Raw genomic sequence first — 15,943 nt, 5'->3', positions numbered from 1 at the left:
TGCTTGACGAAGTCAGCACCCGCGACGAGCTGATCTCGGCGGCCGGTCGGGTCGGGTTACCCAGGGCCGAAGCGGAACGCGCCATCAACTCAGGACTGACGGCAGGAGCCCACAACCCGCGCTCTCGACGATGACCTGCCCCGCAGCACGACGAAGAGGCCTCAGGCAGCCGCATACGCTGCCTGGGGCCTCACCCGCGCTGCGGCGGCCGACCGAACGCGCGTGACGATCGGTGTCGGTGGTGGGTGCAAGTCGAGGTTGTGTGCGAGCAGAAGATGCAGGCGCCTTCGCCTCCTTTGGGTGAGCTGGCGATTCAACACATGTCACGCAAACGACCTCGAACGCCCGATCACCGGTTCGAGCGTTCGCTAGTCAATGGTCACGCTCCACAGCTCGCGCGGGTTGAGCGTCAATTCGCCACCCAAGTTCTGCGCCGTACCGACGACTGATTCCCTTCCGTGGCCCCATCGGTCGTTGTCGAGGAGCACCAGGTCCCCGGACTGGAGGCTGATCCGAAGCGCGGTCTTCTGGGCGGCATCTACGAGGTGCCGCACGGCGTGGGTACCACGATGCATGGGCCAAGCCTGTTCCAGGAACGGCAGAAGGTCGCTCTTGAGACGGATGCCGAGGTCGTCCACGGACCGCGCAGATGCGAGCTGGTAAGCGACCGTTCGGCTGGATCCGTCTGGGAAAGGGACCTCGTCCAGTAGCGCTTGGCGAACCGAGTCGAATGCGGCCCCAAGGTCGGCCCGCATCGTTTCCACGGCGAGCCGCCATGGCGCCAGTACAGACTCCCCATTTGTTCTGAGCGGCAGATGCTGCCAGCCGGCGTTGACCATGAGCATGCTGAAGAATCGAGGGCGGGGGTCCCTGAGGGATTGCGACGAATGGGCGGACAGCGGTCCGGCGAGTGCGTGGGTCTCGCCGCGTGCGGCGGATTCCGGGTCGTACTTAATCTGCCAGATTTCACTGGCTTCTGGATGCGTGCCAGCGTCGCTGCCGTAGTACCTGAGCGGCTCGCCGAATGCTCGTAGGAACCGCAGGTACTCCCTTGTCGTGGTGGGGAATTCACTGACACGCAGGACACCTGGGCCCGCGAGAGCCGCGCGCGCGGCATGTACTAGCTCGGGGCCGTCCATCCGCCTCCAGCTGATGGTTTCGAGTTCTGGAGCCAACACGCTGCTCATGCCTGCCCTCCGCAGTTCGCGACGTACGGAACGTGAGCGAAGGATGCACCGGCGTCTTGCCAGGGCGTGAACAGATCCAAATTCTCCGACCGGACCACGCCATCTGCGGGGTCCGCCGGGCTGGCGGCGACCATCATTCGGCGCAACCAGCGGTCCGAGCCGTCGAAGCGAGCTGGGAACGAGGATCGAGAGTGAGCTGCACGGCGGTTGTCGATGATCAGCAGACTGCCCGTCCGCAGAGCGCCGTGCACGGCGGTGGCATCTGCAGCGTGCTCGGCGTTCAGCAACGCGTCGCTGCAAACCTGCGTCATGGGGGTGGTCAACGCCGGCTCGAACCGGAACTTTGCCCGGTCATCGGAAGAGATGACCGGGAGGCATGGGCGTGGGTCGTCTTTGGTGATTGGTCGTCCCTTATAGGTGTAGCTGCCGTGCAGTCGAGCGAGGTCGAGTGCGTAGGCGGGCTGACGCAATGCGGTGCGGTCGCCTGAGGACAATGACCTCTCGATGGTCGCGAGATCTGCCACGCTGGTGAGCGCTACTCCGGCCGGATCAGGGCGGAGACAGTGGAGGAGGAGGAAGGCAGGAGGGGTCGGGTGGAAGAACATCTCGGAATGGAAGCCGAGGCCTACCTTGTGGCTTTGGCTGGACACCTTCGTGGCGTTGGCCCGCGTCGGGTAGATGTCGTGAAACAGCGCCCCGTCGCGCTGGTCCGCGTAGGAGATGGGATAGCCGAGTTCAGTCGTAAACGCGATCATCAGCAGCTCGCTGAAGTGCCCTGCGGTTGTTCGCGACCATGACGATGCGAGCGGTGTCGGCGGCAGTGCCGGCACCAGGGGAAGGTTCTGAACGTGGAGCTCAGGCCGCTCGGAGGTCCCGGTACGTAGCTCGATGAAACGGTCGCGGGTGCTGCTCCGGAGTTCGCTCCAGGCCGCCTGCGCGATCGCACGAAACGCCGACGGCGCGAGGTGCGGGTCGGGCGCGGTTGACCCTGCGGCGGTGGCCAGAATGTCCCTCTCGGTGTCGGTTAAAACCAAGGTCGCCCAAGCGTTTGATCGCTGCGCCCGGTTGGATTTGGTTTGTGTTTGTGTTCGTGTACTCATGTTGTGCTCCCACGGCTTCGGTAATGTCAAAGCCAGCGTGTGCGGTCCGAACTGGGATGCACGCGGAGTAAACATGGAAAAATCGCGGAGTATCTGGGATTATCCTCGGATAATGGGAAACACGTTGGAGTCTGAACTCCACGATGTCGTCAAGCGTGGAGTGTGGGCTTCGTTTCCTACACTCACGGTATTCCGTGCGTGGCAACCCTTCATCGATGCTGGCGGTACATCGGACATCGCAACCGGCAGCCGCATCCTCGCGCGAACGATCAAATCCGCGCTTGTCGCATGGCAAGATGCGGCCCCTAAAGATGCTTTAGCGGTTGAGAAACTTCTCGACCTGGACAGTCATCGAGGCAAGCGCGTCCTGAACGGACCCGGCGGCCTCCGCACCCACGCCGGCCAGGTCTACAACGTCAGCTGGGACCAGTTCCGGAGGAAGTATGAGGACGGTCTCCTCCGCGCTTTCGCAGGCTTCCTTGGTGCCTGGGTGGGCGCACTCGCATTGCCTGCCTCACTAGAACCAGAGATCCATCTCAGCTTCGATGCGCTAGAACGAAGCGCCCGCGACCTCCACCGCACACTTGAGCAGCAACTCAGCCCGGACCTGGTGATCACCATGTCCGGGCCGGGGAGCTTCGCGGCCTGCTACATGATGCAGTTCAATCCGCGTGACGTCCCGGTCGTGATGGCAGTGACTTTCCCTCGACGCAATACGCAATCCGACGTGGAGCGTCAGTTCGCCCGCGCGACACGGATAAGCAATGGATTTCATGTCGAAACATCAAAGTGGTCTATCTACCTGCCCGGAGCACTGAGGCATCTTCCAATCGGATACCGAATCGCCCTGGTGGATGATCGGGTCCTGACTGGAGATGCCCAAGCTGCTGTGCGCGTCGAGCTAGAGGGACTTGGCTATCAGGTGTCTTGTGCTGCGCTCTTCTCGGCAGGCGAATCGCGGATCCCGGATCTACTCGTCGGACGCAGGATCACAGGCGCGTTTCAGATGCCCTGGGGGACCTCTCGCGGGCGACAGTGACGTGAGTCGCGCTCAGAGGTCGAGCTGGGCGAACCCAGAATCGGGGGCGAAGCGCTGGGCGTTCCCGTGGTGAAGCTTGACTAACTCGGCGCCGAGGTCCGCGCCGGCCATGTTAGCGATCTGTGCGGCGTGGAAAAGTAGGTGTGCGCTGACGCTTGCATGTTCGGAAATCGTCTTGATGAACTCGTCGCTGGTCACGGTCTCGCCACGGTCTTCGGCATGTTCAACCTCTTCGACCAACAGCGCCAGCTCAGTGGTTGCAGACAGCAGGTGATATAGAAGGTGCCGTGCCTTGGCCCACGACGGTTCCTGAATTCGCCAACCGACTTCATCATAGGCAGCCTGCAACTGTTGGATGGCTGAACCTCCGCTGATCGCGGCGTCTGCCAACGACTTGATCCGCTCGTTATCGCTCATGGGCTGGGGCACCTTTCTTCGGTTCCTGAGCCTAACCGTACCCGTATTGCCCTCGACGTGCGCATTTTCCGGAGGCCTAGTTATTAAGGTCGCTCCAGCGCGTTGGCAAGATAATTGTCGGCGTGGAGCGCGAGTTGCTACCAGCCACAAAAGAGACTCCACTGTGCCACTAATCAGGGCGTCAGGCCGGGGCAGAACGATCAGTCCGTCGGTGGCTCACCTGACGTCGGCGACTGCCATCGACTACGCGGCAGCTCATCATCAATTCCACGAGGATGACAACCCGAACCCAAGCTGGTGCAGTCAACTGACCACCACAGACGCGGCAGTGCCATCAGCAACTCCGACAACCTTGCGAACTGTAGCCCCCGTCGTAGGCGCGTTCTGGCCCGCCATGTCAATATTGCTTTGATTCGCTGAGGTGATGACCGGCGCGGCTGTTGCTCGGGTGCCCTTGTTTCCGGCGGCGGTGCACGTGAGGTCGGCTGCAGCAGCCAGCCTCCGCTCCCACACTGCCCGGCGCTGCCGCCGCTCGCAGTGCGTCGAGGAGCGAGGTCCCAACACAACGAAGGTCGGGGGGCTGGCGACCTTAGACCTGCATGCTTTGCCGTGTCTTGATCGTTTTGCCCGTGGCCAGCGTCGCCTCGATGGAGACTGTACGGCCTGTCTTCCACACGTCCGACGCAGCGCTGGCTGCTTCGCGGATCATCTCCATGCGGGCAAACCAGCTCTGCGAGGCACCCGGCTCGATCCGGTGAGGGAAGGCCGGGCCGATCGCTTCGCCGATCGGCACAAAGCTGGCGCCAGACTCGTGTTTTACTTCGAATTTCGTGATGCTCATTGGCGCTCGGCCGTGGTTGACGACCTCGATGCCAATGATCTCGGGACCGTTGTAGCCCTGCCGTCGCATCTGCTCGACGGGGTAAGGATTGCCGTTCTTGCCGACCGACCGGGTCACTGTCATGCCTGCCCCCGACCCAATGAGGATGCCGTGCATCATCGTCGCCCGTGGCCGCGCCGTCGACCAGAACCAGGTCGCGATCTGCCAGACGCATGAGACGAGGGCGATCACGAAGCCCAAGATCGCGATGATGAGCGTTACGACGTCCATGATGTTCCTTCTGCTGCGCAGCGCGACGGTGCGCGTTCGACGCAGCATTTTGGCGAATGGTTCCGCTCTGACAGACCCAGCAAGGCGTCCACCTCCCCGATCAGAGGAGCGGGCGCTCCACTTATACGACGGGCCGTTCAGTCCTCGACGGTAGGCAAGTCGGACTGCCTCATCAGGCTCTCCTGCTCGCTGAAGTCATGGACGGAGTAGTCGACTTTCTGCAGGAGTCGGGCGATTCTGAGTGACCGCCCGCTGAATTGACCGTCGGGGTTCTCGTCGGAACGTTCCGGAAAGGGCAGCCATGCTCCGTCGAAAGAGAGAACCCAAATGCTGTCCACGATGTTTCCGCGGTACAGGTAGTCCACGTGAACGACTGTGGCTTTGGGGTGTATGAATTTTTCGGCCCAGTCGAATTGGGGTGCGTGGTGCTGTACTTGCCCTGTGCCGGCGAAGTTCTGATCGATCCCGTACGCCACCTGAATATCGATGTCGTCGCGATAGGTGAGGAGCGTGTGGTGGAAGTCGGCGTCGAGTTCTACCATGCCGACGGCACTGATCGAGGCCGGATGCAGGCTGTACCGGAAGCCATGGTGCGAGAGCTTTGACCAGTTCTCGGCGCTCGAATGCTCGATCGTGTTTTGTAGTTCGGCCAGCTTCATGCTTAATTCCCCTCGGATGTGCCCTTTGTCCCCGATCCCCCCAGGGCGACCTGCTACACCTTGCCTTGTCACTGCCTGTGTACACCAGCCCGGGCCGGTAACGGCTCAGCGAGGATTCGGGTACGTTGCTGGACGCGACTGGGTCGCCCTCATCGGAACCGCCAAAATCCTGAGAGCCGCGCCCTCGGCTCGCTTATGACTCGCAGATCACAGGGAGACCGCGGTGCCTTTCCTCGGGCCGCTGGCACCCTGCTAGTGCCTCGCTGGTGATCCGCAGAGTCCCTGGTCGCAAGGCTGCCTAGTCAGTCGAGGATCCGAGCTCTACGCTGGCGACACCGCCGCCTCGTGGTGCTCACACGTGCCATGCCTTGTGCCATCAACTCACGTCTATCAAAGTGGGTTAAGGCGACTGATGGGCTTGGGTTCGTCACTCCTGCAGCCTGAAGTTTCCCAGTGGTAGCAATGACTGCGGACTCATAATCCCTGGTCGGCGGCTCGACACCTTGCCGTCGCCACCCCCAATCGCGGGGACAGCGGATGGCGGCACCGTCGTAGGGCGGAACCGCCTGAGTGGGACATTAGCCGTCGCTGAAGCCGAGGTCCGTGAGGAGCTCATCGGTCGTTTGCTTTCGGGCCTTCTGAACGCGCTGCCGCATTGCCACATCGAACTCGCGTGCCTTTATGGCTGTGCCTAGCTCGTGCCAGAGCGTGTAGCGACGACCTTCGAGAGCAGCCTCGGCCGCGTCACCCGCGATGCCAAGAAGCCCGGTTGCGGTCCCGACACCTGGTATCAGGCCCGCTAGACCCAACGCCCTACCTCCATGCTTGAAGACGCCTCGAACAGTTCCTTGCGCAGCCTGCTTCTCGAGAACCTCCCCCAGGGCGTCGGAGAAGTCGATCGGTTCCCGCGCACCTGATGGTCCGAGACGATCTCGGAAGGTGCGGCTATATCGGGCGATATTGGGATCGTGCTTCAGATCGACGATCGCGTTGTAGTCATCTCGCCGGATTGTGAGTCCGATAAGGTCGACATACTCGGCAACTGGATCAGCTGGGCCTTCGCGGAATTCTGTCAACGTGAGACGGTTGGCGTCGCTGATCTCGTCATCGAGCACACCTAGCTCGATTATTCGTCGAGCGATTTGCTGCCGCCCAGGCGAAGCGACCACCGCGACATCTACCTCCTGCGAGATGAGGATGTCGGCAATGGCGTAGTTGATCTCGATGGGCGCCTCCCGACTGGAGAAGCCTTGAGTGTGCAACAGCCCTTGCAGGTTGCCGTCGTTGCTTAGTTCCTCGAGCCACCGCTCGGCAATTGCGCTTGCGCGGTGGACGGGCTCGTGCGTGACCGAGAGACCGAGTTCCTCGAGCCCAAGATGGCGGAGGTCGCCGTGCCCCGGAAGGTTGTTATCTGCGAAAGGCAGAACGATCTCCTCATAGACGATGAGACTCGTTAACGCGATGTCAATTGCAGCCCCCGCTTCCTTGTAGAGGGCGCTGTAGTACGGCTGCGCGTCCGGAGTTCGCCCTCCGGCAAGCTCCCGGAACCACCGGTATAGGGCACCGCTGTAGGGCGCCGACAGGACGACTCGCACGGGGCAAGGTTGCCACGCGGGTCGTCCGCTCTGGTAGCCCCGGTGGGTGCGAGTGGGGGCTGCCTGACCTCCTGCTGGCAGCAGGTCGTTAGCCGTCCCTGGGCGCGCGAGCCTTCGTTGCGACTACCTTGGGCTTCTTACCGCGGGGGCCAGCGATCAAGCCTGAGTCCTTGAGTAATGCAATCGCCCTGCTGACGGTGCCGGTCGCCACCCGGTACTGCGCTCGGATCTCCTCGTTTGCAGGCAACTGCGCGCCGACAGGGTAGTCGCCTCGCTCGATCGCGATGCGAAGCTCCGTGGCGATGAGCTCGTATGGGCTGCGCGGTGTCCGTTTCAGTGGCTCGGGCCTAGCCATGATCTCGGCGATGTTGCTGGCTGCGTTCTTATCCGCTTCTTCGAGCCACGCGGCGTAGAAGCGGAGGGTGGTAGCACCACTCGCGTGCCCTAACCGGCCGGACACCGTCCTCAGGTCGACGCCCGAGCCAAGCAGCTCCGTCGCGGAGTAGTGCCGGAGAGAGTGGAACCTCGTGCTGCGTAGATTGTTCCGCCGAGCCAGTCGGGCGTACCTCTGCGTGACGGTGTCCGGCTTCATTGGCTCGGAGAAGTCAGGCTCCAGCGAGAACACGAACGCATGCGGACTCAACTTGATGCCCAGCGCGTCGCATTGTTCCTCGCTGGCTGCGCGGTGCGCCTCGAGCAGCTTGATGGTGTACGGATCAAGCGTGAGGCGGCGGTCTTGCTCGCTCTTCGTCCGCTTCTCGCTCAGATCCCTGCGCAGGGATCGTTCGATGCTTATCTTTCCGCGCTGCAGATCGACATCTGACCATCGCACCGCGCAGAGCTCACCGCGTCGGCAACCAGTGACCATGACGAGCCAGAGCAGCGTGCCCCAGGCCGGCTTCTTCCAAGCCTCGTTGAGTATGGCGGCCGCCTCGGCCGCTGAGGGCGGATCAGGTGTCGTTCTGTTAGCGGCCGGCGGTTCAGCCAGCGCGGCTGCGTTAACGCTCAGGTACTTCCACCGCACCCCACGATCGAGGGCGCCGCGAAGGACGAAATGGATCTGTCGAATAGAGCTGCTCGACAATGGCCGGCACTGATGGCCGGCCGCGCTGCGCTTTCCGGCGCAGAGTTCTCGACAGCGCCCGAGCCGCGCGTAGTACGTCTCCAGTAGCTCGGGGTCGAGTTTGGCCGCCTGCACAGACCCAAACGTTGGCTCTATGTACTTGGCGTTCAAACCGGCGTACCGCTGACTAGTGCTGTCTTCGTGGTCTTCGACCTCGAACCATTTCTCGATCAGAGTGCGCACCAGGATCTTGCTTCGGGGATGGCGCTGTTCATCCACCTGGTTCAGGAGGCGCGTCTTCGCGACCTCGGCTTCTTTTTCAGTTGGCCACGTTTCCTTGAGGAATCGACGTCGCCCGGTCAGGGGATCCTTCCCGGCCGAGACGACCGCTCGGAACTTCTTGCCGTGTGGTTCGACGTGACCGCGCTGTTTGGATTGCCCTGCCATGCAGGCAGTTTAGGGGCGCGTGTTCCCAAAACTGTTCCCAAGGGCCTCAAGTTGAAGATGTCAGCTGAGGCATATGGCGAGGTCAGAGAAGGGCGCGCCCGGCAGGATTCGAACCTGCGACCAACGGATTAGAAGTCCGACGCTCTATCCAGCTGAGCTACGGGCGCCTGGTCGCCGGTGGCCCGGTGACCCGCTCAGAGTCTCTCAGATCGAGGGCCTGTCCCGCTCGTCAACCTCCCGGTTGTGACGGGTGGTGTCGGGGTGGCGGGAGTTCCATCCGCATAACGCCTGGTGGCGGTCGGGGCGCTCGGGCCTGGTCATGACTAGGCTTCGGCCATGAGTTACCCCTCAGGTATCCCGTCGGGGGCTTCGCCCGAGCCTCCCGAGGCGGGCAGTCCGGCCTATCCGCCGGGCAGCCCGTACCCGCAGCCCAACGTGCTCGGGGATCATCCCGTGCCCGGACAGCAGCGCAACCGCAATGTGCTGCTCGCCACCTTGATCGTGGTGGTGATGGCGGTGGCGGGCCTTGCGGTCTTCTGGCGGATCTTGTCCGGGGCCGATGCCGGCGGGCTCGGCTGGGTGATCCTTCTCGCCTTCATTCCGGTGCCGATTATCGTGTTGCTGTACCTGCTCCTGGATCGCTACGAACCGGAGCCAGCCAAGTACATCATGTTCGCGTTCGCGTGGGGTGCTTTCATAGCCACCTTGATGGCCCTCTGGATCAACACCGAGGCGGGCAGGCTGCTGGGGGAGAGTGCCGCCGGTGGTTCGCGGGCGGCGGTTTTCGTCGCTCCGCCCGTCGAGGAGTTCGCCAAGGGCGCGGTCATCTTGTTGCTGGCGCTTATCCGGCGCAAGGAGTTCGACGGCATCATCGACGGGCTTGTGTACGCGGGCATGGTCGGCATCGGCTTTGCGTTCACGGAGAACATCCTTTACTACAGCCGTATCTATACGCAGCTGGCCGAAGAAGGCGGAAGCGACAAGGGGCTGCAGGGCGCGTTGGTGCTGTTCGTGTTGCGCGGGCTGATGTCGCCGTTCGCGCATCCACTCTTCACGTCGTTCACCGCGATAGGTATCGGTATCGCGGTCCGTCATCGCAACACGGCGGTCCGTTACCTCGCGCCGATCGTCGGGTATCTCGCGGCCGTCTTCGCGCACGCCCTCTGGAACGGTGTCGCCAGCTGGGCCGGTGCCGCCGGCTTCCTCGGTACCTATCTGGTGCTGATGGTCCCGATCTTCATCGGACTCGTCATCTTCGCGTTGGTCATGCGCGCGCGGGAGTCGCAGATGATCGCGTCCCGGCTGTACGACTACGTGCGGTTCGGCTGGTTGACCGCGCCCGAAGTGCCCCTGATCGCGTCGCTGCGCGGCCGCAAGGCGCTCCGCCAGAACGCCAAGCGGTACGGCGCCGGCCCCGCCTCCGCCGCGAAGGCCTTCCAGCACACCGCGACCGAACTCGCCTACCTGCGAGACAAGATCGTTCGCCAGGTGATCGGCCCGGAGGCCCTGCCAGTGGAGAAGAAGTTGCTCGACGAATTGCGCGCCCGGCGTCCGAGTGTGCCGTTCCCGCCGATGCCCGTCTTCCGCCCACCCCAGCCCGCGATGGGACTGCCGCCTGGTCAGTCCGGTTACTCACCGGGACCCGCTGGCTACCAGGGACCACCCGGAGGGTACGGTCCGTATCCACCATCGCAGTTCCCACCGTCGCAGTGACCCCGCCCGCCCGAGCCATCACGGGATCAAGATGACTTTGCTTCTGCGCTGTCCGACCGGGCACTCTGTGCTCGTGGGTGGACGCTGTGCCTGACACCACGCCGGTATCGTCCGGTGCCGGTCCAGAGCGCTCGGATGAGCCGAACGCTCCGGCCGCGAATCAGCCTGCCCAGCCGGACCAGCCGAAGAGCAAACTGCTGCGCAAACTCCGCCGCAAGAACAAACAAGCCTCAAGCGGTACGCCGCAGCCCTCAGCCGACCCGTCGCCCTGGGCAGTCCGCGACCCGGGTAAGACCCCACCCGACGCCGACACGTCGTCCGCAGCCCCAGCTGGTACGTCGTCCAACGCCTCGGGTGACACCGCATCGGAGAGCCCAGCCCGTACGACGCCCGAGGCCGATCCGGCTCACGCGGATCCGGTCGCCGCAGCCGATCCGGCTCAGGTGGATCCAGTCGTCGCGGCCGATGCGGCTGACGGTGATCCGGGTGTGAAGGCCGTCGCAGCCGAGGTGGATCCGGCTGTGAAGGCTGGTGCGGATGCGCGCGAGTCCGGCGACGAGGCCGGGGAGTCTGGTTCGACTGGCGAAGCGGTGAAGGCCGACGAGTCGGAAGGTACGACCGGAGGCGCCTCGCCCGAGGCGGCCGCGGCTTCTGCGAACGAGAGCGAAACCGCTGCCGATGAAACCTCGACAAACGTCAGTTCCACCGAGGAGCCGGCCGAGCAAGCCGCGGACGTACCCGCTATGACCGCCGCCAAGGAAAGCGGGCCCAAGGCAAGCGAACCGATGGTCCCGGCCCCCGGCCCGGTCCCAGTCGTTGCCGACGGCAAGGACGCCAAGGCCGCACCGGGCACCAAGCAGCCCGAAGCCTCCAACGCCTCCAACGCCGCCGCCGAAGTCGGCGAAGACGGCGATGCGTCCGAGGCCGAGCCGACTGCGCCCGCCGCGGGTACCGTCGAGAAGGCGACCGCCACTGAGGCAAAGGTCACCGAAGCAGACGCCGCCGAAGCAGATGCAGCCGCGGCCGAAGCGGACGCGGCTGAGGCAGAAGCCGCTGGCGCGGACGCGGTTGAAGAAGATGGCGCTGAGGCGGAGGCCGTTGAAGCGGGCGATGACGAGGATGTCGCCGAGGCTGACGCGAAGGGCGTGGAGGCCAAGGAGGAAGCGTCCGTCGGGGGTACGGCCGGGGGATCGGGCACGTCCGAGGCCGAGTTCGACGATGGTCTGCCCGACAACTACATGGACATGATCATCGGCCTGCCCAAGCCCGTCGAATCCGCGAAGGTCTCGGAGGTCGGCGCGGACGACGAGCTGGACGAATCTCAGCTGGCCGAGCACCTCCCGCCCAACTACGACGACATCATCATCGGCCTGCCCAAACCGAAGGTCGATCCCGCCAAGCCCACCCCAGCGGCGAACGCCGAGACCAACGCCGCCGGCACCGGCGAAGGCGATGCGGCCGAGAACACGGGCGAAACCGACGAAACCGTCGAGGTACCAGCCGCCGAGACCGAAACCGTAGAAGCGCTCATCACCCACGCCGTCGAGGCAAACGCCAAGGCAGAGGCAGACGGCGCCAACCCGGACGACGTCAAGGCGGACGCCAAGCCGGACGACGCCGAGGCGCACGGCAAGACGGGCGACGCCGAGACGGATGGCAAGACGGGCGCCAAGACCAAGTCGGCCACGGCCGAGGCCGCCGAAACCGGGTCGCCCGAGGGCAAGTCGGCCGAAGCCACTGCCGAGGTCGCCGAGGCAGAGACGACCAAGGCTGAGACCACCGACGCCAAGTCGCCCGAGGCCAAGTCAGCTGGCAAGGCGGACGAAGGTAAGGCAGTCGCGGCCAAGGCAGTTGGCGGCAAGTCGGCTGATGCGAAGGCAGCCGACCCCAAGTCGGCCGACGCCAAGACCAGCGAAGCGAACGCAGCCGACGCTAAGACGACCGACGACGAGGCCACCAACGCCAAGGCAGCCGACGCCGAGACGGCCGACGTCAAGACCAGCGAAGCTAAGACCACCGACGCCGAGGCAGCTGACGCCGAGACTGCCGAAGTCAAGACCACTGACGGCAAGGCAGCCGGCGGCGAGGCAGCCGGCGGCAAGGCGGCTGGTGCGAAGGCGGCCGGGGGCAAGACGGCTGGGGCGAAGACCGCCGGCGCCAAGACGGCTGGTGCGAAGGTGGCTGCTGGCAAGGCGGCTGGGGGCGCCGGGGACGATCAGACGCCCGCTGAGCAGGTGGCGATGGCGTTGATCGCGGCGCTGATGCGTTTGCGGGAGGCGTTGGCCAGCAGCCGGCTGCCGATCGACGTGGTCGGGGCGGATGAGGCGCGGCAGCAGCAGAAGGCGATGCTCGACCAGCTCGACGACTACGTTCTCCCTCGCCTGGTCCAACTCGAGGCCCCGGTCCTAGCGGTCGTAGGCGGTTCGACCGGCGCGGGCAAGTCCACCCTGGTCAACACCCTCGTTGGCCGAGTCGTCAGCGAGCCCGGCGTGCTGCGTCCCACCACCCGTTCCCCAGTCCTCGTGCACAACCCGGCCGACACCGACTGGTTCACCGGCGACCGGGTGCTGCCCGGCCTGGCCCGCTCCACCGGCGACGCCCCCGGCGGCACGGAAGATGCGGGCGTGTTGCGACTAGTTGCCGCTGACACCATTCCGCAAGGCCTGGCCGTGCTGGATGCGCCCGACATCGATTCCGTCGTCGAGGCGAACCGCGAGCTGGCCGCACAACTCCTGGCCGCGGCAGACCTCTGGCTGTTCGTCACCACGGCCGCGCGCTATGCGGACGCCGTACCGTGGGACTTCCTGAAGGACGCGGCCGAGCGGAGTACGGCGATCGCGGTTGTGCTTGATCGCGTACCGCCCGGGTCCGTCGAGGACATCAGCGGCCACCTCGCGCATATGCTGCTCGAGCGTGGTCTGGGTGATTCGCCCATGTTCGCGATCACCGAGTCGGAGGTATCGGACGGCGGCCTGCTGACGCCCGAGGTCGTTGCCCCGGTCAAGGAATGGCTGTCCGAACTCGCCGAGGACGCGGGCGCTCGCGCTGCCGTCGTACGGCGGACGCTGCAGGGCGCGGTCACGGCGATGACCAAGAAGACGCCGGCCTTCGCGCTTGCCGTACAAGCCCAGGCCGACACCGTCATCGAGCTGCGCTCTGCCGCCGAAACGGCGTACGTGCGAGCCGTGAAGGACATCAGCAAGGCCACGCAGGACGGCTCGATGCTGCGTGGCGAGGTGCTCGCGCGCTGGCAGGAGTTCGTCGGCACGGGCGAGTTGCTCAAGGGTCTGCAGACGAACGTCGGGCGCTTCCGCGACAAGATGCGTACGGCGATCAGCGGCAAGCAGATGCCGACCCGGGATGTCGCCGACGCGGTGGAGTCCGGGCTGGAGTCGTTGCTGCGCGAGCACGCCGAGGCCGCCGCCGAGCGGGCCGAGGAGTCCTGGCAGTCGACGGTCGCCGGGCGCCAGCTGCTCGAGGCCGGCGATCGCGACCTCGGCCGGTCGTCCCGCGAGTTCAACGCCCAGGCTGGTCGGATGGTCCGTGACTGGCAGGGGTACGTGCTGGAGCTGGTTCGCAAGGAAGGCGCGGACAAGCGTTCGACCGCCCGGATCCTGGCGTACGGGTTCAACGGTCTAGGGATCGCCCTGATGATCGTGATCTTCGCCAGCACCGCGGGGATCCCGACCGGCGCAGAGGTGGGTGTAGGCGCTGGAACCGCCGCTGTCGGCCAGAAGTTGCTGGAGGCAGTCTTCGGCGACCAGGCCGTCCGGACGCTGGCTACCAAGGCACGCCGCGATCTGGACAGTAGAGTTCGTTCGCTGATGGATGCAGAGCTGTCCCGCTATTTGACGGTGCTCGACCAGCATCCGGTCGACCCCGACGCCCCAAGACGACTGACGGAGGCCGCGCGCGCGGTGGAGGACTGCACGTGACGGGAATTGTGGAGGCGGTCAAGGGCCTGGTGAGGGGCTCTGCCGACGTCCTGACGAAAATCGAGGCACTGCAAGACGCTGCGGCGGCGGGCCGGGGGAGACTTGACCCGGTCGTGCTGTCGGAGGCGGCGCAGATCGTGGACAGAGCCGGTCAGAGGCTCAAGATGTCCGGCGAGCTCACAGTGGTGGCTCTGGCCGGCGCTACTGGCTCAGGCAAGTCCTCGCTGTTCAACGCGATCACTGAGCTAGACCTTGCTGCAGTCGGCGTACGGCGTCCTACGACGTCTATGCCGCTCGCGTGCGTCTGGGGCGACGAGCCGGCCGGTGAGCTCTTGAACTGGCTAGGCATTCCCCGGCGGCACCAGGTGGCTCACCGGAGTTCACTCGAGGATGCGCGGTCCGAGGAGCTTGACGGCCTAGTGCTGCTCGATCTGCCTGACCACGACTCCACCGAGATGGAGCACCGGCTGATCGTTGACCGGCTTGTAGAGCTGGTGGACGCGCTGATCTGGGTGGTGGACCCGCAGAAGTACGCAGACGCCGCACTGCACAACCGCTACCTCAAGCCGCTGTCGTCACATGCGGGCGTGATGATCTTCGTCCTGAACCACGCGGACGAGCTGAGCGACGAAGAGCGCAAGACCTGCATGTCGGACTTCACCCGCCTACTGAAGGCGGACGGCATCACCAACGCCGTGATCGTCGCGACCTCGGCCACGACCGGCGACGGCCTCGACGATCTCCGCACGCTCATGGTCAAGCGCGTCAAGGACAAGAAGGCCGCCCGCGAACGCTTGGGCGCGGACGTCGAACGGGTCGCCGACCGGATGGCCGCGCAGTGCGGTGAGGCGAAGACGCCGGCGCTCGACAAGGCCGACACCGCCACGCTGGTCGACGCTCTGGCCGAGGCCGCGGGTGTGCCCGTTGTCGTGGACGCCGTACGGCGCTCGTATCTGCAGCGCGCTCGCGGGGCGACGGGCTGGCCGGTGACGAAGTGGCTGGTGCGGTTCAAGCCCGACCCGCTGCGGCGGTTGCACCTCGACCGGGTGCCGAAGGACCGGCGCCGGGAGTTGCGGCGTACGACGGCCGAGGAAGTGACGTTGGCGCGGACCTCGTTGCCGGCGGCGACTCCGGTCCAGCGCGCACGAGTCGACACCGCCGTACGGAACATCACGACGAAGGCCGCGGCCGGGTTGTCCCGCCCGTGGGCCGATTCGGTCCGCTCGGCGATTCGTCGCGGCGAGGAGGGCCTCAGCGATGAGCTCGATACCGCGGTCGCGCGGACGGACCTCGGCGCTGAGCGCGTGCCGCGGTGGTGGAGTGCTGCCCGGTTCGTGCAGTGGGCCTTGTTCCTGGTCGCGTTGGGCGGTGCGTTGTGGCTGGGATCGCTGATCGGCTTCGCTTATCTCCAGCTTGATCAGCCGTCGCTGCCCGAGTGGCAGGGCATTCCGTACGCCACGATCATGCTGATCGGCGGCGTCGTGCTCGGCGTGCTCGTCGCGGTGACCTGCCGGTTGTTCGCGGCCGTGGGTGCGAAGCGTCGTGCGTCGGCGGTGGACAAGGCGATGCGGGCCGAGCTGGCGACGGTCGCCGACAGCCACGTGATCAACCCGGCCCTCGCCGAGCTCGACGCTTACTCGACCTGCCGCGACAACCTCAGCAAGGCGCGTTCCTGAC

11 protein-coding genes and 1 tRNA gene are annotated in these 15,943 nt (G+C 65.1%); 4 read left to right on the top strand and 8 right to left on the bottom strand.

Features of this window, described 5'->3' with window-relative positions:
* Window positions 1–368 precede the first annotated feature (368 nt).
* Both OG394_RS15090 and OG394_RS15085 read right to left on the bottom strand, forming a co-directional pair.
* Complete coding sequence (locus OG394_RS15090) at window positions 369–1,187, bottom strand: TauD/TfdA family dioxygenase (protein ID WP_328995978.1); 819 nt, start codon at window positions 1,185–1,187, stop codon at window positions 369–371.
* A complete protein-coding gene (locus OG394_RS15085) occupies window positions 1,184–2,287 on the bottom strand; it encodes a TauD/TfdA family dioxygenase (protein ID WP_328995977.1) in 1,104 nt (367 codons plus the stop codon). The genes OG394_RS15090 and OG394_RS15085 overlap by 4 nt, the downstream gene beginning before the upstream one ends.
* A gap of 112 nt (window positions 2,288–2,399) precedes the next feature.
* Here OG394_RS15085 and OG394_RS15080 point away from each other — a divergent pair, with 112 nt between their 5' ends.
* On the top strand, window positions 2,400–3,326 hold the full coding sequence (locus OG394_RS15080) for a hypothetical protein (RefSeq protein ID WP_328995976.1): 927 nt from the start codon (window positions 2,400–2,402) through the stop codon (window positions 3,324–3,326).
* Between the two features lie 12 nt (window positions 3,327–3,338).
* Here the strand turns inward: OG394_RS15080 and OG394_RS15075 are convergent, their stop codons facing one another.
* The 6 genes from OG394_RS15075 to OG394_RS15050 form a co-directional block, all read right to left on the bottom strand.
* Window positions 3,339–3,743 (bottom strand): hypothetical protein, encoded by a 405-nt coding sequence (locus OG394_RS15075; protein ID WP_328995975.1) that lies wholly within the window; start codon window positions 3,741–3,743, stop codon window positions 3,339–3,341.
* 589 nt (window positions 3,744–4,332) lie between these two features.
* Window positions 4,333–4,902, bottom strand: a complete 570-nt coding sequence (locus tag OG394_RS15070) for a hypothetical protein (RefSeq protein WP_328995974.1) — start codon at window positions 4,900–4,902, stop codon at window positions 4,333–4,335.
* 89 nt (window positions 4,903–4,991) lie between these two features.
* The gene (locus OG394_RS15065; protein ID WP_328995973.1) at window positions 4,992–5,513 is read right to left on the bottom strand and encodes a hypothetical protein; all 522 of its coding nucleotides are present in this window, start codon (window positions 5,511–5,513) and stop codon (window positions 4,992–4,994) included.
* Between the two features lie 578 nt (window positions 5,514–6,091).
* Window positions 6,092–7,108, bottom strand: a complete 1,017-nt coding sequence (locus OG394_RS15060) for a hypothetical protein (protein ID WP_328995972.1) — start codon at window positions 7,106–7,108, stop codon at window positions 6,092–6,094.
* 88 nt (window positions 7,109–7,196) lie between these two features.
* Window positions 7,197–8,618: a tyrosine-type recombinase/integrase gene (locus tag OG394_RS15055; protein ID WP_328995971.1), complete on the bottom strand. Its 1,422-nt coding sequence runs from the start codon at window positions 8,616–8,618 to the stop codon at window positions 7,197–7,199.
* Between the two features lie 93 nt (window positions 8,619–8,711).
* Window positions 8,712–8,785, bottom strand: a tRNA-Arg gene (locus OG394_RS15050).
* Window positions 8,786–8,954: 169 nt separating this feature from the next.
* On the opposite strand from OG394_RS15050, the gene OG394_RS15045 reads away from it, so the two are divergent.
* The 3 genes from OG394_RS15045 to OG394_RS15035 all read left to right on the top strand — a co-directional run bounded on the left by OG394_RS15045 (window position 8,955) and on the right by OG394_RS15035 (window position 15,942).
* Window positions 8,955–10,331, top strand: a complete 1,377-nt coding sequence (locus tag OG394_RS15045) for a PrsW family intramembrane metalloprotease (RefSeq protein WP_328995970.1) — start codon at window positions 8,955–8,957, stop codon at window positions 10,329–10,331.
* Between the two features lie 86 nt (window positions 10,332–10,417).
* The gene (locus tag OG394_RS15040) at window positions 10,418–14,266 is read left to right on the top strand and encodes an AAA family ATPase (protein ID WP_328995969.1); all 3,849 of its coding nucleotides are present in this window, start codon (window positions 10,418–10,420) and stop codon (window positions 14,264–14,266) included.
* The gene (locus OG394_RS15035; RefSeq protein ID WP_328995968.1) at window positions 14,263–15,942 is read left to right on the top strand and encodes a YfjP family GTPase; all 1,680 of its coding nucleotides are present in this window, start codon (window positions 14,263–14,265) and stop codon (window positions 15,940–15,942) included. The genes OG394_RS15040 and OG394_RS15035 overlap by 4 nt, the downstream gene beginning before the upstream one ends.
* Window position 15,943: the final 1 nt, after the last annotated feature.

This window comes from Kribbella sp. NBC_01245 (genome assembly GCF_036226525.1).
GTDB lineage: Bacteria > Actinomycetota > Actinomycetes > Propionibacteriales > Kribbellaceae > Kribbella.
The sequence above is the reverse complement of the archived record's forward strand: the minus strand, read 5'-3'. Positions and strand labels throughout refer to the sequence as shown.

What these genes read in the sequence shown, in the direction of transcription:
- OG394_RS15090 (WP_328995978.1), bottom strand. Translation starts at nt 1,187, where the DNA reads ATGAGCAGCGTGTTGGCTCCAGAACTCGAAACCATCAGCTGGAGGCGG.
- OG394_RS15085 (WP_328995977.1), bottom strand. Translation starts at nt 2,287, where the DNA reads ATGAGTACACGAACACAAACACAAACCAAATCCAACCGGGCGCAGCGA.
- OG394_RS15080 (WP_328995976.1), top strand. Translation starts at nt 2,400, where the DNA reads ATGGGAAACACGTTGGAGTCTGAACTCCACGATGTCGTCAAGCGTGGA.
- OG394_RS15075 (WP_328995975.1), bottom strand. Translation starts at nt 3,743, where the DNA reads ATGAGCGATAACGAGCGGATCAAGTCGTTGGCAGACGCCGCGATCAGC.
- OG394_RS15070 (WP_328995974.1), bottom strand. Translation starts at nt 4,902, where the DNA reads ATGCTGCGTCGAACGCGCACCGTCGCGCTGCGCAGCAGAAGGAACATC.
- OG394_RS15065 (WP_328995973.1), bottom strand. Translation starts at nt 5,513, where the DNA reads ATGAAGCTGGCCGAACTACAAAACACGATCGAGCATTCGAGCGCCGAG.
- OG394_RS15055 (WP_328995971.1), bottom strand. Translation starts at nt 8,618, where the DNA reads ATGGCAGGGCAATCCAAACAGCGCGGTCACGTCGAACCACACGGCAAG.
- OG394_RS15045 (WP_328995970.1), top strand. Translation starts at nt 8,955, where the DNA reads ATGAGTTACCCCTCAGGTATCCCGTCGGGGGCTTCGCCCGAGCCTCCC.